The sequence below is a fragment of the Bifidobacterium sp. H6bp9 genome, from assembly GCF_032193695.1.
Taxonomy (GTDB): domain Bacteria; phylum Actinomycetota; class Actinomycetes; order Actinomycetales; family Bifidobacteriaceae; genus Bombiscardovia; species Bombiscardovia kimbladii.
Genome location: NZ_JASTZY010000001.1, coordinates 263,083 through 283,117, shown reverse-complemented (window position 1 = coordinate 283,117; position 20,035 = coordinate 263,083). Strand labels below are relative to the sequence as shown.

Genomic DNA, 20,035 nt, shown 5'->3' with positions numbered 1-20,035 from the left:
CAATGAAGGGACTTAGAGCTGGATAGATGCCCGGTTATGAATTTACCGACTTTCACCTGCATATGCTGTTTGGTTTCGGGCCTGGTTGCGCGAATCGTCATGTAGCTTCCCCTGGAGCTGCTTGTCCCTTTGCGCGCATATCTTTGGGAGGTATGAGAACCAAAGCCATGCGCATGTCAACCCTCTTTCTGCGGACCCTCAGGGAGGATCCGGCCGACGCCGATGTGGACTCGGCCAAACTCCTGCAGCGGGCCGGCTATGTCCGCAAGGTAGCCCCCGGCATCTTCACCTGGCTGCCGCTGGGTCTGAAGGTCCTTGACAAGGTCCAGGCCGTCGTCCGGGAGGAGATCAACGGCATTGGCGCCCAGGAGGTTCACTTCCCGGCCCTGTTGCCTCGCGAGCCCTACGAGGCCACCCACCGCTGGGAGGAGTACGGGGAGAATCTCTTCCGCCTCCAGGACAGGCATGGCGCCGATTATCTGCTGGCCCCCACCCATGAGGAAATGTTCACCCTTTTGGTCAAGGACATGTACTCCTCATACAAGGACCTGCCCGTGGTTCTCTACCAGATCCAGACCAAGTACCGCGACGAGTTCCGTCCCCGTGCCGGGCTGATCAGGGGTCGCGAGTTCATCATGAAGGACGCTTACTCCTTCACCGTGGACAAGGAGGGGCTGCAGAAGGCCTACCAGGATGAGCGCGGCGCCTATGAGCGAATCTTCAAGCGTCTGGGCGTCAATTACGTGATCGTCCACGCGGTCTCCGGACCCATGGGAGGATCCGAGTCGGAGGAATTCCTGGCTCCGCTGCCCATAGGCGAGGACACCTTTGCCCTGGCTCCCTCGGGGAAGGCATGGAACGTGGAGGCGCTGACCACCCCGCGTCCCGATCCCATCGATTACACTGCGACCCCGGCCATGCAGGAGCTGGACACTCCCGACTCGACTACCATCGACACTCTGGTGGAACGGTTCAACCAGCTGCATCCTCGTGAGGACGGCCGGGACTGGACTGCTGCCGATACTCTGAAGAACCTGGTTGTGGCCGTCAAGCACCCTGCGGATGATGACCATCCCGAGGGCTGGCGGGAGCTGGTGGCCGTCGGCCTGCCGGGCGACCGTCAGGTGGACATGAAGCGCCTGGAAGCCCAGTTCGCTCCTGCCGAGATTGAGGAGGCCAGCGAGGCTGACCTTGCTGCCCACCCCGAGCTGGTCAAGGGATACATCGGACCCCGCGTTTTGGGTCCTCAGCGTTCGGACACTGAGTCCGCCGCTCATATTCGCTACTTTCTCGACGCCCATGTGGCGCCCGGTTCAGCTTGGGTGACCGGGGCTGATGCCGAAGGCGTGCACCTGGCCAATGCGGTCTACGGGCGTGACTTCCAAGCCGACGGAGTGGTGGAAGCCGCCGAAGTGCGTCACGGTGACATGAGCCCTGACGGTTCCGGGCCGCTCAGCTTCGAGCGTGGCGTGGAGATTGGCCAGGTCTTCCAGCTTGGGCTGAAATACTCTGACGCATTGGGTTTGAAGGTCCTGGACCATAACGGCAAGGCTGTGCCGGTCTGGATGGGCTGCTACGGCATCGGCATCTCCCGTGTGCTGGCCTGCATCGCCGAGATGCATCACGATGACAAGGGTCTGGCCTGGCCCAAGGCTGTCGCTCCTGCCGCGGTTCATGTGGTGGCCACCGGCAAGAAGCAGGAGGCCTTCGATGCCGCTGAGAAGCTGGTCGCCGACTTGGAGGACCGTGGCGTTGAAGTCATCTATGACGACCGGCCCAAGGTGTCTCCTGGGGTCAAGTTCAAAGATGCAGAGCTGATCGGGGTGCCCCTGGTCGCCATTGCCGGTCGAGACACCATCGCCAACGGCACCATTGAGATCCGCAATCGCGACGGCTCGGATGTGCAGGCAGTTCCTGCCGATCAGGCCGATCAGGTGATCGTGGATAGGATAGGCGCCCTGCAGTAGGTTATGCCGCACTCATATAGTTGCTTATCGCAACTGATACAGAAGGGTGGGGTCTTGGTCACGTCATGATGTATGCGACCAAGACCCCACCCTTCTGGTTGTATCGGTTTGGGTTCAGGAATCTATCAGGTCAGATGCGCAGCAGAATGGGCAGATGATCCTGGCGCTCGCCGGTGTCCACCGGTTCGCTGGTGCTGACTTGGCCAGCGATCCGGTTGGAGGTCAGCCAGTAGTCGATGCGCCAGCCGGAGTTGTTGATCTTGCTCTTTGGGGCCCGCTGGGCGAACCAAGTGTAGACGCTGCGGTGATCGTCGTAGAAGCCGGCGGCATCGCCATGGATCTTTCGGAAGGTGTCGGTGAAGCCCGCATCCAGCAGAAGGCCGAACTTCTCGCGCTCCTGGTCGGTGAAGCCGGCTGAGTGATGGTTGGAACCCGGGTTGGCGATGTCAATCTCCTCGTGGGCCACGTTGAAGTCGCCACAGGCCAGGACCGGCTTGCGGGCATCCAGCCCCTGCAGGTAGCGGCGGTAGCAATCGTCCCAGACGCCACGTGGTTTGAGCCTGACCAGTCCCGATCCGGAATTGGGGGTGTAGACCGTGGTGACGAAGCAGTCCGGGAACTCCAGAGTGAGCATGCGGCCCTCGTCGTCCATGGTGTCCGGAGCGCCGATGCGGGGGCGGGTCACGATAGGCTCCGGCAGGCTCTTGCGGTAGAGCATGAGCGTGCCTGCATAGCCTGTGCGGGCCGGGGGCTCGGAGCGGCGGTCCACCTCCTGGTAATCGGGGAAGTAGCGCATGAGCGCCTTAAGGATGCCTGCGGATTTCTTCTGGTCACCGTTGAGTTTGGTTTCCTGGATGGCTACGACATCAGGGTCCAGATCCCGTATGGTCTCCACCACCTTCAGGGAGAGGGCGCTGCGGCTGCTCTTGCCAAGCAGGGCGGCGTTGAGCGAATCGATGTTCCAACTGACCAGCGTGTGAACCATGACTGCGGGTCCTTCCAAACCGTGCCGATGTATCTGCTCTCACAGTTTAGCCCAGGACCGATGCTCAATGGTCCGGGGCGGTGACGGGGGCATTCGGAACCCAGCCATGGGGTGGCTTGTCCACCACGGGAACCAGGCCGAGGCCGTTCGACCACAATGGCCAGCAGGTCGGGTGCGGGGACGTGTGCGGAGGCAGGATGGATTCACCGTTCGACGGAGGGTTCCTGGCTGGGGCCAGTCCCTTCCCCCGCTCCGATTATCCGCGCTCTGGCTTGGGATTCTCCGTCGGATGGCTTCACCGCCGCGCAATTAGTGATAGACCGACAGGTTTACCGCGTCGGATTCATACCATCGACAGAGAGGTTCCGATATGTCCATCAACGAAATAAAAACGACCGTCTTCGGCTTTATGGGGACCCAGCCAGCCCGTCTGGGACAGCCGGGCACCACACCGGTCTGCTCCTTCAGGCTGGGCTCTACCCCGGCCTATTACGATGCCTCTGCTGGGGTGTGGAAACGAAAATCCACCACCTGGCTGACGGTCAAGGCTTTCAGGACTCTGGCGGTTAATGCCCTGGCCTGTCTGCACAAGGGCGATCCGGTCATCGTATCCGGATCCTTGGTGACGGAGGAATGGACTAGTGATGGTCAATCGCACAACAGCCTGGTCTTGGTGGCCGATGGCATCGGTCACGACCTGGCCAGGGGACAGGACACCTTCACCAAGATCCAATCAGGTGCTGGGCCCGTTGATGAGGGGGCTGCCGGTCCGGATCCTTGGACCACTCCGCTGACATCATCGCCGCCCGACACTGCCTCAGCATCATCTGCATCATCTGCAGCCGAGCGGACATCGGCGGAGGCTTCCAATGTCGGATGAGCAAAGGTTGTTTTGGCCGAGCAAGACGAAGGTGGGAGGCCGACTGACTCCCGTCGGCCTCCCACCTTGATCAGCAGGCTGATTGAAACCGTCAAACAGCCAACGATCTCAATCGAGCTGGCTTACCAGATCCTGACCCGTGCGGCGGGTTCCAGCCACATGCCGTCCTTGGCGGTGACCCCGAAGGCCTGATAGAAGCGATCCACATTCCTGACGATGCCGTTGGTGCGGAATTCAGCAGGGGAGTGGGGATCAATCTGTAAATACTGTTCAGCCAGTTGATCCCTGTTCTTGGTCCTCCAGATGGAGGCATAGGACAGGAAGAACCGCTGCAGGCCGGTGTAGCCGTCCATGACCGGAGCCAAGGCCAGCGCCTGGTCCATGGCCGCATCGTCTGTCCCGGCTGTGCCGCCCCGGCGCTTCTGCAAGGAGAGGGCATAGGCCTTGATGGCGATGTTGACGCCTCCCAGGTCTCCGATGTTCTCGCCGATGGTCAGCGCCCCATTGACATGAGGTGCCTGCCCGGGCTTGTCGGCGTACTTCTCGGCAAGCTGTTGGGGGACGAACCCGTTGTACTGCTCGATGAGCGCCTTGGTCCGCTGCTCGAAGTTCTCACGGTCCTGCGGGGTCCACCAGTCCTGCAGACGTCCGTCGCCGTCGTACTTGGAGCCCTGGTCGTCGAATCCGTGACCGATCTCGTGGCCGATGACCGACCCTATGCCTCCGTAGTTGACAGCATCGTCGGCTTCCGGGTTGAAGAAGGGCGGCTGCAGGATTGCTGCGGGGAAGACGATGACGTTCAGGGTGGGCTCGTAGTAGGCGTTGACTGTCTGAGGGTTCATCAGCCACTCTTCCTTGTCCACGGGCTGGCCGGCCTTGCCGAACTGATAACCGGACTCGTAGAGGTTGGCCCTCCGTACGTTGTCGACCAGGCCCAGCTTTTCGTCCACAGCCAGGGCCGTATAGTCGCGCCAGTGCTCGGTGTAGCCGATCTTGGGCGAGAATTTGTCCAGCTTGGCCAGTGCCTTGACCTTGGTCTGTTCGCCCAGCCAGTCGCTGGAGGTGATGGAGACCCGGTAGGCGTCGATCAGGTCTTTGACCAAGGCCTCCATACGAGCCTTGCTGGAAGCAGGGAAGTGCCGGCGCACATACTCGCGTCCGACCTCCTCGCCGCAAATGCCGTTGACCAGGGAGACGGCTCGCTTCCAGCGGTCACGCATCTTGGTCGTGCCTGAAAGGACCTTGCCGTAAAAGTCGAACCTGGCCTGATCGAAGTCGCTGCTGAGCAGACCTGCCCACTCGATCAGAGTGTGTACGCGGGCCCAGAGCTTAAGGTCATCCAGGTCGCTGGTCTTCCATAGCTCGTTCAACCCCTGCAGGAAGGAGGGTTCATGCACGATGGTCCTGGACAGGGCTGCGTTCAGATCGACTGGTTGCCGATTGGCGACCGGGCTGGAGGCATAGGCCCTCTGCCAGGACTCGATCCAAGTGTGCAGATCGAAATCGGCAAGCGTTGACTCCAAGTCTTTTAGGGTGGTGGGATTGTAGGTGCGATCCTCATCTCTGGTGGATACATTGTCCCAGTGGCGTGCCGCTACGCGCGTCTCGACCTCAAGGAAAGACTCCGCCTGCCTGTGGGCTTCCTCCTGGTCGTCGGCGTAGCCGGAGAGCCTGAGCAATGAGGCGACCATGTCGGTGTAGGCCTGGCGGACTGGAGCGTAGCTCTTCTCCCGGTAGTAGGCCTCGTCGGGGAGCCCAAGCCCGGCCTGCTCCATGTGAGCCACGTTGACGCCAGCGTCGCCCGGATCGCCATAGATGGCGATGCCGAACAGGTCGGGGCCGCCAGTCGGATTGAGCTGGCCGAGCAGTCTGGTCAATGCCTTCTTGTCGGGTGCAGCATCGATGGCCTGCAGGTCGGAGCGGATGGGTTCCATTCCCGCAGCCTCGATGGCATCGGTGTCCAGGAAGCTGCGATAGAGCAGGGCCGACTTGATGGCCGGGGATTCCGGATCCTCAAGGATTTCATGGATCTGTGCTTCGGCATCCTCGGCAAGCTTGTCGAAGGAGCCGAACCGGGAGCGGTCCTCGGGCAGACTGTAGGTGTCGATCCAGGGGCCGTTGACGAAGCGGAAAAGATCGTCCTGAGGGCGAATGACCGAAGAGAAGGAGGCCGGATCAAGTCCGGAGGAGGTCGTGGATTCTGTAGATTGTGCCATGGTACAAGCCTAGCCATCTTTGGTGACATGCCATGCCCTGCGGTCACCGGAAATCGGCGGACCGGCGAATCATCCGCCGAAGGGAAAAGCCGCGATTGCCTCTGTTGGTGATTTACACTTGGAAGACGGTAACGGGGCGGCCCATTGGCCGCCCTGAGCGAGCGAAAGAGGACGGTATGACGGATCCCATGCAGGGCGGTCAGCCCAACCAGTACGGTGGTCAGGATTCTGGGCAGAATAGCGGCCAATACCAGAATAATTATGGTCAGTATGGGCAATACCCCGGCTATCAGGGGCGCCCGCCACGGATGGATCCTTTCTCCATGATCGCCGAGGATCTGGGATTCAGAACCCTGCGGGCCATCCGCGTCATCATGGGTGTCATGGGCGTGATTGGAGTCATCCTGGGTCTGGCCTTGCTGCTCAGGCCGGACAAGACCCTGATCGCCGTGACTGTGGTGCTGGGCATCTACTTCATCATCTCCGGCGTGGTCCGTCTGGCCACCTCCATTGTGTCCAGGGGACTTCCCGGCGGTTGGCGGGTGCTGGGTGTCCTCTTTGGCGCTCTGATCGCCGTCGGCGGCATCGTTATCGTCAGGAACACGGCCCTGTCCGCTTCAGCGCTGACCCTGCTGGTCACCATCATTGTGGGCATCAGCTGGATCATGGAGGGCGTGATGAGCCTGGCCGCCTCCTGGGGGCTCCCGCATTCAGGCTGGGCCATCTTTTCCGGCATCGTCTCCATCATCGCCGGGATCATCGTCATGATCTACCCGTTGAGCTCCGTCATCTTCCTGGTTATCTTCAGCGGGTGCGCTCTTCTGGTGCTGGGAGTCGTCTCCATTATCAGGGCCTTCACCTTCGGCCGGAACTGAGAGCCGGACTCGTCCGAGTGACCCGATAATACTGAGAGGTAGTACTTGGGCAGGATCCTGAGGGGCGGCACCCGCGGGCACCAATCATGAAAGGACGCAGAGGATGATCGAGCTCAAAACCAAGCAGGAGATCGAACAGATGAAGCCGGCGGGCAGGTTTGTCGGCAGCATCCTCAAGGAGCTCAAGGCCATGAGCAAACCTGGGGTCAACCTCCTGGAGCTGGACGACTACGTCAAGGACAGGATCAACTCCCGCAAGGGAGCCACTTCCTGTTATGTGGATTATGCGCCTGATTTCGGCACCGGACCCTTCGCCCACTACATCTGCCTATCCGTCAACGATGCCGTCCTGCACGGGGTGCCTTATGACTACAACCTCAAGGACGGCGACCTGCTCTCCCTCGATCTGGCCATCAACGTGGACGGCTGGGTAGGCGACTCGGCCATCAGCTTCGTTGTGGGCGAGCATGCCGATCCGGAGGATCTGCGGCTGATTCGGACCACCGAAGAGGCCCTGAAGGCCGGCATCGCCCAGGCTCAGCCAGGTAACCGCCTAGGCGACATCTCCGCTGCAGTCGGTGAGGTTGCCCATGAAAACGGATACAGCGTCAACCTGGAGTTCGGCGGACACGGGGTAGGGCGGATCATGCATGGTGATCCCCATGTGCCCAACGACGGCACTCCCCATCACGGCTACAAGCTGCGCCCGGGTCTGGTCATCGCCATTGAGCCTTGGTTCCTAGCGACCACCGATCAGATTTACCAGGATCCCAAGGATGGGTGGACCCTGCGTTCTGCAGATGGATCGCGCGGCGCCCACAGCGAGCACACCATCGCCATCACCGAGCAGGGACCTGTCATCCTGACGACCAGGGACTGAGCCAGAAGGCTGTCCGAGGCCGAATCAGGACTATAAGGGATCTAGGAATGTCCACAATGTGGATGCTCTTGGATCCCTTTTTGATGCCGACCTTGTTGGATACCTGCACTTGCTTCATTGGCCTTGTGCCCGCAAGCTGGTGCGGGAGCAAAGACGGCACTGGCTTGGACCTGCGCATCGTGGGTAGAGGCGGCGGATTCCTGCTTGCGGTTACAAACCGGTAATCGAAGTCGTGATTGTTTCTGTTAGCATGTCGGCAATTCCACGCCGGTACAGGTGCCGGTAGCCTGATTCGGCATGGCCGTCGACTCTCACTGGCACCTCACTGGTTGATTGACAGGAGGTGCGTGGTGTCTACAGCACGGTTGTCCATCGGTTCCGACCAGGTTGATCTGCCATTGGTCCGCGCCACCGAGGGGCCCGACGGCATTCTGGTCTCCTCCCTGCGCAATGACGGATGGGTCACGCTCGATCCCGGATTTCAGACCACAGCTCAGTGCGTTTCGGGAATTACCTTCATTGACGGCAAGCGATCCATACTGCGCTATAGGGGCTATGCCATAGAGGACTTGTGCGCCCAGTCCAATTTTCTCGAAGTGGCCTGGCTGCTGTCCCATGGCGAGCTGCCTGATGCCGAGCAGTACCAGCAGTTCCGCAGCCATGTTCTGGGTTACACAGTCGTAGGGGAGGACTTCCGCCATCTGCTCTCATCCTTCCCCCGCCAGGCTCATCCCATGAGTGTGCTGGCCGCAGCGGTCAACGCCCTTGCAGGCTTTCACCCCGACACCTGCAATGTTGATGATCCTGATCAGCTGGAGGAGGCCAGCGCCATCATCATGGCCAAGGTGCGCACCATCGTCTCTCTAATCCACCGTCGTCGCCGCGACCAGCCCCTGCTTTACCCGGACAGGACCTGGGGCTATGTGGAGGACTTCCTGCGGATGAGCTTCGCCGTGCCCTACCAGCCTTATCAGGCCGATCCTCTCAAGGTGCAAGCCTTGGACAAGCTCCTGATCATCCATGCCGACCATGAGCAGAACTGCTCCACCTCAGTGGTGAGGATTGCCGGATCGGCCCGGGCCAATCTGTATTCTGCGGTGGCCGCCGGCATCAATACCCTGTCAGGCCCCCTGCACGGCGGCGCCAACGAGGCCGTGCTGCGCCAGCTGAAGAACATAAGGGATTCCGGTCTGGGCGTGCGAGGCTATGTGGACCAGGCCAAGAACGTGGGGCGGAAAATCGCGGGTCTGGGCCACCGGGTCTATAAGTCCTATGACCCGCGCGCGGCAATAGCCAAGCAGTGGCTCTACAAACTCATGGACGAGCCCTACCAGGATAGGAACGCCGAGGACGCAGAGCTCTTCGACGTGGCCCTGGAGCTGGAGGACCTGGCCCTGCATGACGACTACTTCGTCGAGCGGCACCTCTATCCCAACGTGGATTTTTACACCGGGCTCATCTACCGCGCCATCGGCTTCGATCCGGAGATGTTCACCACGCTCTTCGCCTTGGGTCGCATCCCCGGATGGATCGCCCAGTACCGGGAGATGCTGGACGATCCTGACACGAAAATCGGTAGACCCCGGCAGGTCTATACCGGTCAGGGGCCACGCGACTACCTGCCCATAGAGCAGCGCTGAATCCTATGGCTGCCTGGGTTCAGTTGGCGTGCAGCCGCTCGTTCAGCTCGATCCCCTTCTTGCGAGGCAGGGCTCTGACCTGGCCCGTGCGGGAGTCGCGGATGAAGAGCAGATGATCCCGTCCGCTGAGTTCCGCCCCCTTGACCTCCTGGTCGCCCAGGCCGATCTTGGTGCCAGCGGTGACGTAGAGCCCGGCTTCAACCACGCAGTCGTCGCCCAGGGAGATGCCGATGCCGGCGTTGGCTCCCAGCAAGGAGTGCTGACCGATGGAGACCCGATGGCGGCCTCCGCCGGACAGGGTGCCCATGATGGAGGCTCCGCCGCCGATGTCCGAACCGTCGCCGACCACGACTCCCTGGGAGATCCGTCCTTCGACCATGGAGTGGCCCAGAGTTCCAGCGTTGAAATTGACGAAGCCCTCATGCATGACCGTCGTTCCCGGCGCCAGATGAGCGCCGAGCCGAATCCGGTCGGCGTTGCCGATGCGCACTCCCTCGGGAACCACATAATCCACCATGCGGGGGAACTTGTCCACGCTCAGCACCGTTACTTGTGTCACCGGGATGCCCGGCATGGACCGGCTGGCTGCAGCCATGACCGCTGACCTGCGCAGGGCGAAGTCCTCAACGGCAAAGGGTCCGTAGTTGGTCCAGACCACCGTGTTGAGCTGTTCGAAGATCCCGTCCAGGTTCATGCTGTTGGGAGGAGCCAGGCGCATGCTGAGCAGATGAAGCCGCAGATAGGCATCGGCTGCATTGGCTATCGGGCCATCCAGATCGGCCACAGTGAAGACCGGAACCTTTCGGATGCCGCGGGCATCCGGCTGGCTGTTGACTTGGTCGCCAAAGCCGTGGTTGGGACGGCTTGCCGGGGTCGGCGGCGTCGAGATCTCGGCCTTGGGGTACCAGACGTCCAGGGTCCGGCCCTGCTCGTCCTGGCTGGCCAGGCCCCAACCCCATGCGGTGCGTGCTGTGCTCATCGTTCCTCCTTCAGGCGGTGCTCTCGTATTGGCATAAGCTGTCTTACAGGATAAACCGGTCGACGCTCAAACAGAGACGGTCCGTCCGACAGTCGGGTCTGGATGGTCGCCAGCCAGGTCCCAGCCGATAGGTAAAATTATCAACTATGAGTGCCTACAGTCATGAGCGCGAGCGCCGGGAACGTCGGCGCCGCAACACAGCCAGGGCGGTCTGCCTGGTCATTGCCGTGGCTTTGCTGGCCAGTCTTGTCATTCCCGCCATCTTCAGCGGCCTTTGACCCGGTCCGTCCGGTCGGCGGGAATCCGGCCGTCACAGGCAAAGGCAAATGGGAATGAAGATGGCGACCGACTCGCGTGGAGCCGGTCTGGAAAGCGGTGAGACGGTATGGCAGAGATGGATTTTGCCCAAGCATTGGATCAGGCCAAGGCCAAGTACGAGATGATTTCCAAGGCGCTGGACCCGGAGGGTTTGCGCTCGCGGATTGCTGATCTGGAGCGTCAGGCCAGCGCGCCCGGACTCTGGGACGACCAGGAGAACGCCCAGAAGGTGACCAGCAGGCTCTCGGCCCTGCAATCCCAGCTCAAGCATCTGGAGTCCGCATCCTCCCGGCTGGAGGATGTCCAGGCTCTGGAGGAGCTGGGTCAGGAGGAGCATGATCAGGACACCTTGGTGGAGGCCCGCAAGGAGATCGACTCGTTGAGGTCCGACCTGGCCGATATGGAGATCCAGACCCTGCTGGACGGGGAGTATGACGAGCGTGCTGCCGTGGTCACTATCCGCTCTGGCGCCGGCGGGGTGGACGCGGCCGACTGGGCCCAGATGCTCCTGCGCATGTATATGAGGTGGGCTGAGCGGCACGGCTTCTCCACCAAGGTCATGGATACCTCCTATGCAGAGGAGGCCGGCATCAAGTCAGCCACCTTCCAGGTGGATGCCCCCTACGCCTACGGTCGGCTGTCGGTGGAGGGCGGCACCCATCGTCTGGTGCGGATCTCGCCCTTTGACAACCAGGGGCGACGGCAGACCTCTTTCGCCGCCGTCGAGGTCATCCCCCTGGTGGAGCCAACCGACCACATCGACATCCCCGATTCGGATATCCGAGTGGATACCTACTGCTCCTCCGGCCCCGGCGGCCAGGGTGTCAACACGACCTATTCGGCCGTGCGCATTACCCATTTGCCGACCAACATCGTGGTCACCATGCAGGATGAGCGCAGCCAGATCCAGAACCGTGCGGCTGCCATGGCCGTTCTGCAGTCCCGCCTGCTGGTGCTGCGGCACGAAGAGGAGGCCAAGAAGAAGAAGGAGCTGGCCGGCGACATCAAGGCCAGCTGGGGTGATCAGATGCGCTCATACGTCCTGCATCCCTACCAGATGGTCAAGGATCTGCGCACCGGATACGAGACCTCTGATACCCAGGGCGTTTTTGACGGCAACATCGATGCCTTCATAGAGGCCGGCATCCGTTGGCGGCATCAGCAGCGGGTTCAGGCCCGTGAGGAGGAAGCCAGCAAATAAACCTGCGCTCGGCCTCATCCGGGTCGGTGTTTCATGAGTGTGTAGTGTCGGTCTTCTTGATAGCCTCTGTAGGGGAATACCGAGGAACGGAGAGTCAATGGCGTTGATTTCGCTCAAGGACGTGACCAAGATCTACCCCAAGGGGTCCCGTCCCGCCTTGGATGACATCAACCTGGATGTCGATCGTGGGGATTTTGTCTTCCTTGTGGGCGCCAGCGGGTCGGGCAAGACCACCCTGCTTCGCCTGCTTCTGCGCGAGGAGGAGGCCACCGAGGGGGAGATCCGCGTGGCCGGCAACGATCTGCGACGCCTGCGCAACCGTGAGATTCCCGGGTATCGGCGCTCCATCGGCTTTGTGTTCCAGGATTACAAGCTGCTCAACAACAAGACTGTATGGCAGAACGTGGCCTTCACGCTGGAAGTCATCGGCGCTCGTCGATCCACCATCAAGACTCTGGTTCCTCAGGTGCTCAAGACCGTGGGGCTGACGGGCAAGGAGCAAAACTACCCCCATGAGCTTTCCGGCGGCGAGGCGCAAAGGGTGGCTTTGGCCCGCGCCTACGTCAATAATCCGGAAATCCTGCTGGCTGACGAGCCCACAGGCAATCTAGATCCCACAACCTCCCTGGGCATTATGGAGGTTCTGGATGCCATCAACCGGACCGGCACCACCGTGGTCATGGCCACCCACAACGAGGAGATCGTCAACTCCATGCGCAAGCGGGTGGTGGAGCTGCATACGGGTCGGATCATGCGCGACGAGGCCCACGGCTCCTACGATTCTTCGCGCTTCTTCCCCGATGCCGAGGTTGCGGCGCGCTCCCATCATGCCATCGGGGATCCCGCCGACGGCGATGCCCTGGACCGTGCTCGTGAGGTTGGTGTTGGAGGGCGCCGTCCGGTGCAGGTTGTCGTGCAGGATGGGAATAGCTCGGCTACCGAACCCATCGCGGATGGAACCAAGGGGGCCAAGCAGGTGGTCCAGGCGGCGGCACAGGCCGTCGACCAGGGTCAGTATGGCGATGATGGAATCGCACGGCTGGCCAAGTCCATGCATTCGGGGAGGACAGGACGTTATGGGCAGGTCTTCACCTCGGTGGAGGACACCCTGACCTGGGGGAAGGGCCTGGGCAGTCTTGAGTCTGCGCAGGAAGATTCCAGTCAGCATGAAGAAGCCTCTGCGGGGCAGCCCGATCGGAAGGCCGATTCCGATTCTGACGAACGATTCCGCAGACCTGCACCGGTGTCTCAGGGCAGCCAGGATCGACCGGGTCAGTCGAGTGAAGGTTCCGGTGACAAAGACCAGTGCAAGGCAGGAACTGATCGCGCCGAATCCGGGAATCGTCCCCAAGCAGAACCTGCAGAACCTGCAGCCTCCAGGAAGTCTCGGAAGTTCGCTCGTGGTTCGGAAGCTGCTCCGCGGCCCGAAGATGCGGGCAGTCGAGAGCAGGATAGGAACCCAGGTCGTGACCGCAAGGGTCTCGCGAATGACGATCACAATCATGACCATGGTCAAGGCGGGCCCAAGAAAGATGACAAAGTCAAAAACCGCCAACCGTTGAAGGAATCCTCTGCTGAGGCTTCTGATCGTGAACAACAGTTCAAGAGGCCCGATGTCTCCAGCCCAGCCCAACGGACCGGCGAATCCGGTCAGGCTGCGGTCCGAATGAAGCAGGACGGCGCGCAATCCTCAAAAGAACCCTCCGGCAAGAGCAGGACCAGTAAAAAGGACTCGACGAATGAAATAGATCATGATGTTGAGTCTCACGATGCCGAGTCCATGGGGGCCCCGCCGGCCCCGCCCGCTCCCCCTGAAGCTCCCAAGGCGGCCAGGAAGTCCCAGCAAAAGAGCGGCGCACAGGCTCGTGACGAGCGTCATGACAAGAAGAAGGCGGCACGATGAGACTGCGGTTCATCCTTTCCAGCACCTGGGACAACCTGCGGCGCAACGGTTCCATGATCCTCTCGGTCATGCTGGTCACGTTCATCTCCTTCCTCTTCATCGGCGCATCGGGACTCATGCAGGCCCAGATCAGCAAGGCCAAGGGGGACTGGTACGACCAAGTAGAGGTGGTGGTCTGGCTATGCCCGGACGGCGCCAGCCAGGCGGCATCCTGCGCGACCGGCAAGGCGCCCACCAACGCCGAGATCGTCAAGCTGGAGAACACCATCAATACCGAGCTGCGCGACTCTGTGGCAAAAATCACCTACCAGAGCAGGGAGGACTTCTTCAAAAACACCTTCCTCAAGCAGTACCCCAACGGCACATACGAGGGAAGGACCATGACCGCAGCGGACATGCAGGCCTCCCTGCGTCTCAAGCTCAAGGATCCAACCAAGTACCAGGTGGTCTCCGAGGTGCTGTCCGGACGCGACGGCGTTGAGGAGGTGTCCGACCAGCGTCAGATATTCGACCCGGTCTTCAAGATCCTAAACAGGGCTACGGCAGTCACCCTGGTCCTGGCTGTAGTCATGGTGATCGTAGCCATCCTGCTGACTGGCACCACCATCAGGATGAGCGCAGCCTCGCGTCGCAACGAGACCGAGATCATGAGACTGGTGGGAGCCTCCAACTGGACCATACGACTGCCCTTCATCCTGGAGGGCGTGGTGGCGTCCTTGCTGGGATCTCTTCTGGCTGTCGGCGCTCTGAGCGCCATCGTCAAGCTTTTCATCACGGATTGGCTGGCCCGGACGGTCCAGTGGATACCCTACGTGGACCAGTCCACGGTCCTGCTCATGGCCCCGGCGCTGATCCTGGGGGCCATGCTTCTGTCCGCATTGGCTTCTTCCATCTCCCTGCGGCGGTATTTGAGGACCTGATCCGCAGCGACGGGCCGATTGTCCTTATGGGCCCGAACTCTGCCATAATGATGACTAGCATGGATAAGTGATAGTGAGGACTTGACCATGAATCGTACGAAGCACTTGGAAGCCATCTGCGGCCTGGTGGGGTCGTTGGCCATGATGCTGGGCGGTGGGATCCTGGGGTTGACAGTGGCCCCCGCACCGGCCCGGGCTGATTGGAGTAGCTATCAGCAGAAGGTACAGAGCCATGAGGCTCTGAAGAGCAAGCTGGCGGGTGTCAACAGCGAGCTGGCCAACCAGATTCTCAGTCTCAGCGATCTGACTGCCAACCAGATCCCGGCGGCCCAGCAGAGTGCTGTCGAAGCTCAGCAGCAGGCCGAGCAGGCCGACAGTTTGGTTCAGGCCACCAATGACCGACTGCAGGCGGCCCGCAAGGATCGTGCCGACCTGGAGGCCAAGATCCGTCAGACCGGCATCGACTATGACGACGCCAAGGCCGGTGTGGCGCAGATGGCGAGAAAGAGTTTCCACGGCTCTGAGGCCTCCCAGGTCATGGACGTGGTGACCAAGTCCTCCAGCACCAAGGACTTTGTGGACAAGATGCAGTCCGATGCAGCCGTGACCCGATCCGAGGCCAACACGGCCAATGATGCCGCCAACACCCTCAATTCGTCCATGAATCGCAAGCAGCGTCTCGAGGCCATTGAGGAGCAGATCAGCACCTTGAAGGCCAAGGCCGACCAGCAGCAGGCGGCAGCCCAGCAGGCGGCAGCTGCGGCGCAGGCCAAGCAGGACAGTCTGCAGGCCTTGCGCGACCAGGGAACTGCAGCACGCAAGCAGCTGGAGGGGCAGAAGGCTGCCCTGACCACGCAATCGGCCCGTGAGGCCGCTGATATCGTGGCCACCGAGTCTATGATCGATTCCCTCAACACAGGCAATGCCGGTGGCGGGGCCGATCCCCATGCCGGCGGCGCCCAGCAGGTCGGCGGTGGCGGCTCCGCATCATCGCCGGCTCCGCAGCAGGCTCCGCCGAGCAACGGGGGCGGTGGAGGTGCCTCCGGCATGAATTACGGGGTACCTGGCAGCTGCCCTGAGGGTTCTGGGTTCTGCTACGGCCATCCCACCGGCAACTCGGTGGGCGGCAGCGCTTATCCCGCCCGTCAGTGCACCCTCTGGGCCTACATCCGCCGTTCGCAGCTGTCCCTTCCTGTGGGATCCTACATGGGCAACGGGGCTGAATGGGCCAATACCGCACGCAGTCTGGGCTACTTGGTCAACAACACTCCACACGTCGGAGCCGCCATGGTCTTCGCCCGTGGCCAGCGGGTCGGTTACTGGAACGCCGACTGGACCTATGGCCATGTGGCTGTGGTCGAGCGGGTCAATGCAGATGGATCGGTGCTCATCTCCGAAGGAGGCACTGGATTTGCCTCATTCCCCGCCTATGAGACGGTTTACGGGGCCGGCAACTACCAGTACATCCATTACTGACATCGAAGCGGACCAGGTCCGCCACCTGGGACGCCACTCCTAGCCGTCCGGCCTACCAGGCGACATGATCGGCATGGTCCGGAGGAGAACATCATGGCTAAGGAGACCGGCACGTCGATGATTGCCCAGAACCGCAGGGCTCGTCATGACTACCAGATCGAGGATCGGTATGAGGCAGGCATCGCTCTGACCGGGACTGAGGTCAAGTCCTTGCGCGAAGGGCGGGCTTCCCTGTCCGAGTCATTCGTCAGCATCGACCGTCGCCACGAGGTCTGGCTGGAGAACGCGAATATCCCTGAATATCTCAACGGCACCTGGAACAACCATGCCCCCAAGCGCAAGCGCAAGCTGCTTCTGCATGCCAGGCAGATCATTCGCCTGGAGCGGCAGATTCAGGCCAAGGGCTACACCATTGTCCCCCTGAGCCTGTATTTCAAGGATGGCAGAGTCAAGGTGGAGATCGCCGTGGCAAGAGGCAAGCGCGAGTATGACAAGCGTCAGTCCCTGCGAGAGGAGCAGGACCGCCGCGAGGCCCAAAGGGCCATGCGCTACCGGAACCGTCGGGGCTGAGACGCCTGCTGATGCACTTTCTGATTCTCGGATAGGCCGGCTGCCTCCTGATATTTCCTTGCACTATGCAGATCGACACGCCCGGAGCTAAGACGGTTGGCAGTGTTCTATAAGCTTCTGAAGCTTGAGCTGGAGCCAAAATCTGCCCTGCAGAACAAACTGCAACAGGTGGTCAACAATCAGCTGGATGCATAAAAATACAAATGTGTGCATAATAGTGCATGTCGATCAAGGGATACGGAGGGTCGCCTCGGGCGGTCCGGAAGAGGAGAAGAGACATGGGCAAGATCAAGGCGGTGCTGGCGGCGGCTCTGAGTGTCACCCTGCTGGCCTCCCTCGGGGCCTGCGGAACCACCGACGAGGCGGACAGCAACAATGCGTCGGGCAAGTCCACAACAAGTTCCCATCCGGCGGCTTTTGACGTCAGTGGCATCAAAAAGGATCCGGCCATCGCGGCCAAGGTGCCCGAGTCGGTTTCCAAGGACGGCAAGCTGACTGTGGGCATGGAGACCTCGTATGCTCCGGGTGAATTCATGAATGAGGACGGAAAGACACCGATCGGCTATGACATCGACCTGTCCAACGCCATCGCCAAGGTGATGGGGCTCAAGGGGGAGATGGTCAGCGCTTCCTTCGATACCATCATCCCGGCCATCGGCAGCAAGTACGACGCGGGCATCTCCAGCTTCACCATCACCAAGGAGCGGATGCAGTCGGTTGACTTCGTCACTACCTTCAAGGCAGGCACGGCCTTTGCAGTCAAAAAAGGCAACCCCAACAAGATCAATCCTGACGACATCTGCGGCGTCAAGGTCGGTGTGCAGACGGGCACCATCGAAGAGCAGCAGGCGACCGACAAGATTTCGGCCGAGTGCAAGGCCAAGGGCAAGAAGCCGGTGGATGTGCAGTCCTACAAGCAGCAGACCGATGCCGCCACAGCGGTGGTCAACGGCAAGATCGACGTCTTCTACGCCGACTCCCAGGTGACCGGATATGCCATCAAGCAGACCGACGGCCAGCTGGAGAAGCTGGGCAAGGATACCGACATCGTCCTGCAAGGCGCCGCTCTGAAGAAGGGCAGCGGCATGGCTGAAGCCACTCAGGCGGCGCTCCAGAAGCTGATCGACGACGGCACCTATGCCAAGATCCTCAAGAACTGGGGCGTCCAGAGCGGGGCAGTCGAAAAGGCGGAGATCAACCCTGCGGTCTCTGACTGAGACAGGCCTCTAGGCGCGGGTCGGCTCGACAACCGGTCTGCGCCTAGCGGTTGGCCCGGCCGGATAGGCTGGGCCTGAATACGTTCAGCGGTGCGGAAGGAAGCAGGAGATGCATACCAAGAAGGGGACGGACCAGATTCAGATCCCCGGCAGAATAGAGGCCAGGCCGGTGCGCAAGCCGGGGCCGATCGTGGCCGCCGTCATCGTGGCCGTTTTCGTGGCCATGCTGATCCATGGCATGGTGACCAATCCCAACTTTGATTGGCCCACGGTCTGGAAGTATCTCTTCAACGAGCATGTCCTGGACGGCATCAAGTGGACCCTTCTGCTGACCGTCTACGCCATGGTTCTGGCCACAATCCTGGCCATCATCCTGGCGGTCATGCGCAAGTCGTCCAATCCGGTCCTGCGTTGGGTCAGCTGGTTCTTCATCTGGTTCTTCCGCGGCACTCCTGTATATACCCAGCTGGTCTTCTGGGGCCTGCTCTCCGTGCTGATTCCCAAGCTGGCCATAGGCATCCCCTTCGGGCCGGAGTTCTGGAGCATCGACACCAAGACCGTGCTCAACGCCACCGTGGCGACGGTTCTGGGGCTTGGACTGAACGAGGCTGCCTACCTTTCCGAAATCGTCCGCGCCGGCATCGAGGCTGTGGACCCCGGCCAGGAGGAGGCCGCCAAGGCTCTGGGCATGCCCCCGTCCATGATCATGCGGCGAATCGTCCTGCCTCAGGCCATGCGCATCATCGTGCCGCCTACCGGCAATGAAACCATCGGCATGTTGAAGACCACATCCCTGGCCCTTGCCGTGCCCTTCACCTTGGAGCTCCAGTTCGCTACCAACGCCATCGCTAACCGCATCTACAAGACCATCCCGCTGCTGATCGTGGCCTGCATCTGGTACCTGGTCATCACCTCCGTTCTGATGGTCATCCAGGCCCAGCTGGAGAAGCACTACGGCAAGGGCTTCGACTCGCGGCCCCTGGCAGGGTCGGGGGACAAGGACGGCAAGGATGGCGAGGACCCGCAGACCCGTCAGGAAACTGACAAGGTCAACAAGGTCATGATGGCCGGGCTGAACGCCTGAGCGCAGGAGGAAAATCATGGACGAGGACAGGCAGACCAGGAAAAATGGGCAAGTCAATAGGAATCCGGCTATTGTCATCAGGAATGTGCACAAGGTATTCGGCGACCAGCATGTACTGCGGGGGATCAATCTGGAAGTCATGCCCGGCACGGTAACGGCCGTCCTGGGGCCTTCCGGCTCAGGCAAGTCGACCCTGCTGCGGCTGATCAACCAGCTGGAGACCCGCACAGCAGGCGAAATCTATGTGGACGGCGAGCTGACCGGATACAGGAAAATCAGTACCGGCAAAGGTTCTGTGCTGCAGACCCTGGATGACAAGGCTATTGCCAGGCAGCGATCCAAGATCGGCATGGTCTTCCAGCGTTTCAACCTCTTCCCCCACATGACTGCCTTGGAGAACGTCATGGAAGCGCCGGTCCATGTGGGCCGGGTTCCCAAGGCCGATGCCCGCCAGGAGGCTCAGGCCCAGCTGGAACGTGTAGGGCTGGAGGACAGGATGGACTATTATCCTGCCCAGCTCTCCGGCGGTCAGCAGCAGCGTGTGGCTATCGCGCGAGCCCTGGCCATGCACCCCGACATCATGCTCTTCGACGAGCCCACCTCAGCTCTGGATCCTGAGCTGGTGGGAGAGGTTTTGGGGGTCATGAGGCAGGTTGCCCAACAGGGCATGACCATGGTGGTGGTCACCCATGAGATGGGCTTCGCCCGCGAGGTGGCCGAGCAGATCGTCTTCATGGATCAGGGAGTCGTGGTGGAGCAGGGAGGCCCTGACATCATCGACCATCCGCACTCCGAGAGGTTCGCTGAATTCTTGCATACCGTACTCTAGGCTCAGCAGGCTCAGGCCCTGTTCAGGTTGTAGAAATTCCGGCAAGAAGCTTTTCCGGACAGGCGACGGCGGAACTCCCATGGTTAGACTGGGGT

At 61.1% G+C, this 20,035-nt stretch carries 16 protein-coding genes and 1 pseudogene; 14 read left to right on the top strand and 3 right to left on the bottom strand.

What is annotated here, in order from left to right:
• Positions 1–152 precede the first annotated feature (152 nt).
• Positions 153–1,967, top strand: coding sequence for a proline--tRNA ligase (locus QRX40_RS01120; protein WP_313835745.1), 1,815 nt, complete (start codon positions 153–155; stop codon positions 1,965–1,967).
• Positions 1,968–2,097: 130 nt separating this feature from the next.
• Here the strand turns inward: QRX40_RS01120 and QRX40_RS01115 are convergent, their stop codons facing one another.
• Positions 2,098–2,952 (bottom strand): exodeoxyribonuclease III, encoded by an 855-nt coding sequence (locus tag QRX40_RS01115; protein WP_313835743.1) that lies wholly within the window; start codon positions 2,950–2,952, stop codon positions 2,098–2,100.
• Positions 2,953–3,322: 370 nt separating this feature from the next.
• On the opposite strand from QRX40_RS01115, the gene QRX40_RS01110 reads away from it, so the two are divergent.
• Entirely contained in the window at positions 3,323–3,832 is a 510-nt protein-coding gene (locus QRX40_RS01110; protein ID WP_313835742.1) for a single-stranded DNA-binding protein, read from the top strand.
• A gap of 122 nt (positions 3,833–3,954) precedes the next feature.
• Here QRX40_RS01110 and QRX40_RS01105 read toward each other — a convergent pair whose 3' ends face one another.
• Positions 3,955–6,048, bottom strand: coding sequence for a M13-type metalloendopeptidase (locus tag QRX40_RS01105; RefSeq protein ID WP_313835741.1), 2,094 nt, complete (start codon positions 6,046–6,048; stop codon positions 3,955–3,957).
• Positions 6,049–6,224: 176 nt separating this feature from the next.
• Here QRX40_RS01105 and QRX40_RS01100 point away from each other — a divergent pair, with 176 nt between their 5' ends.
• From QRX40_RS01100 to QRX40_RS01090, 3 genes are all read left to right on the top strand, one after another.
• On the top strand, positions 6,225–6,923 hold the full coding sequence (locus tag QRX40_RS01100; RefSeq protein WP_313835739.1) for an HdeD family acid-resistance protein: 699 nt from the start codon (positions 6,225–6,227) through the stop codon (positions 6,921–6,923).
• A gap of 103 nt (positions 6,924–7,026) precedes the next feature.
• Positions 7,027–7,803: a type I methionyl aminopeptidase gene (gene map / locus QRX40_RS01095; protein ID WP_029678693.1), complete on the top strand. Its 777-nt coding sequence runs from the start codon at positions 7,027–7,029 to the stop codon at positions 7,801–7,803.
• Positions 7,804–8,153: 350 nt separating this feature from the next.
• Positions 8,154–9,443, top strand: coding sequence for a citrate synthase (locus tag QRX40_RS01090; RefSeq protein WP_313836343.1), 1,290 nt, complete (start codon positions 8,154–8,156; stop codon positions 9,441–9,443).
• A 19-nt stretch (positions 9,444–9,462) separates the two neighbouring features.
• On the opposite strand, the gene dapD is transcribed toward QRX40_RS01090, so the two are convergent.
• Positions 9,463–10,422, bottom strand: coding sequence for a 2,3,4,5-tetrahydropyridine-2,6-dicarboxylate N-succinyltransferase (gene dapD / locus QRX40_RS01085; protein WP_313835736.1), 960 nt, complete (start codon positions 10,420–10,422; stop codon positions 9,463–9,465).
• Positions 10,423–10,568: 146 nt separating this feature from the next.
• Here dapD and QRX40_RS01080 point away from each other — a divergent pair, with 146 nt between their 5' ends.
• The 9 genes and pseudogenes from QRX40_RS01080 (at position 10,569) to QRX40_RS01040 (ending at position 19,940) form a co-directional block, all read left to right on the top strand.
• On the top strand, positions 10,569–10,700 hold the full coding sequence (locus QRX40_RS01080) for a hypothetical protein (protein WP_255297770.1): 132 nt from the start codon (positions 10,569–10,571) through the stop codon (positions 10,698–10,700).
• A 107-nt stretch (positions 10,701–10,807) separates the two neighbouring features.
• The gene (prfB, locus tag QRX40_RS01075) at positions 10,808–11,941 is read left to right on the top strand and encodes a peptide chain release factor 2 (RefSeq protein WP_045924723.1); all 1,134 of its coding nucleotides are present in this window, start codon (positions 10,808–10,810) and stop codon (positions 11,939–11,941) included.
• Positions 11,942–12,038: 97 nt separating this feature from the next.
• Positions 12,039–13,070: pseudogene (ftsE, locus tag QRX40_RS01070) on the top strand (cell division ATP-binding protein FtsE); the annotation flags it as partial.
• A 770-nt stretch (positions 13,071–13,840) separates the two neighbouring features.
• The gene (gene ftsX, locus QRX40_RS01065; RefSeq protein WP_313835733.1) at positions 13,841–14,764 is read left to right on the top strand and encodes a permease-like cell division protein FtsX; all 924 of its coding nucleotides are present in this window, start codon (positions 13,841–13,843) and stop codon (positions 14,762–14,764) included.
• 87 nt (positions 14,765–14,851) lie between these two features.
• Positions 14,852–16,240, top strand: a complete 1,389-nt coding sequence (locus QRX40_RS01060; RefSeq protein ID WP_313835731.1) for a CHAP domain-containing protein — start codon at positions 14,852–14,854, stop codon at positions 16,238–16,240.
• 93 nt (positions 16,241–16,333) lie between these two features.
• Complete coding sequence (smpB, locus tag QRX40_RS01055; protein ID WP_313835729.1) at positions 16,334–16,810, top strand: SsrA-binding protein SmpB; 477 nt, start codon at positions 16,334–16,336, stop codon at positions 16,808–16,810.
• Between the two features lie 278 nt (positions 16,811–17,088).
• Positions 17,089–18,027, top strand: coding sequence for an ABC transporter substrate-binding protein (locus QRX40_RS01050; RefSeq protein ID WP_313835727.1), 939 nt, complete (start codon positions 17,089–17,091; stop codon positions 18,025–18,027).
• Positions 18,028–18,136: 109 nt separating this feature from the next.
• Positions 18,137–19,111, top strand: a complete 975-nt coding sequence (locus tag QRX40_RS01045) for an amino acid ABC transporter permease (RefSeq protein WP_313835725.1) — start codon at positions 18,137–18,139, stop codon at positions 19,109–19,111.
• Between the two features lie 16 nt (positions 19,112–19,127).
• Positions 19,128–19,940: an amino acid ABC transporter ATP-binding protein gene (locus QRX40_RS01040; protein WP_313835723.1), complete on the top strand. Its 813-nt coding sequence runs from the start codon at positions 19,128–19,130 to the stop codon at positions 19,938–19,940.
• Positions 19,941–20,035: the final 95 nt, after the last annotated feature.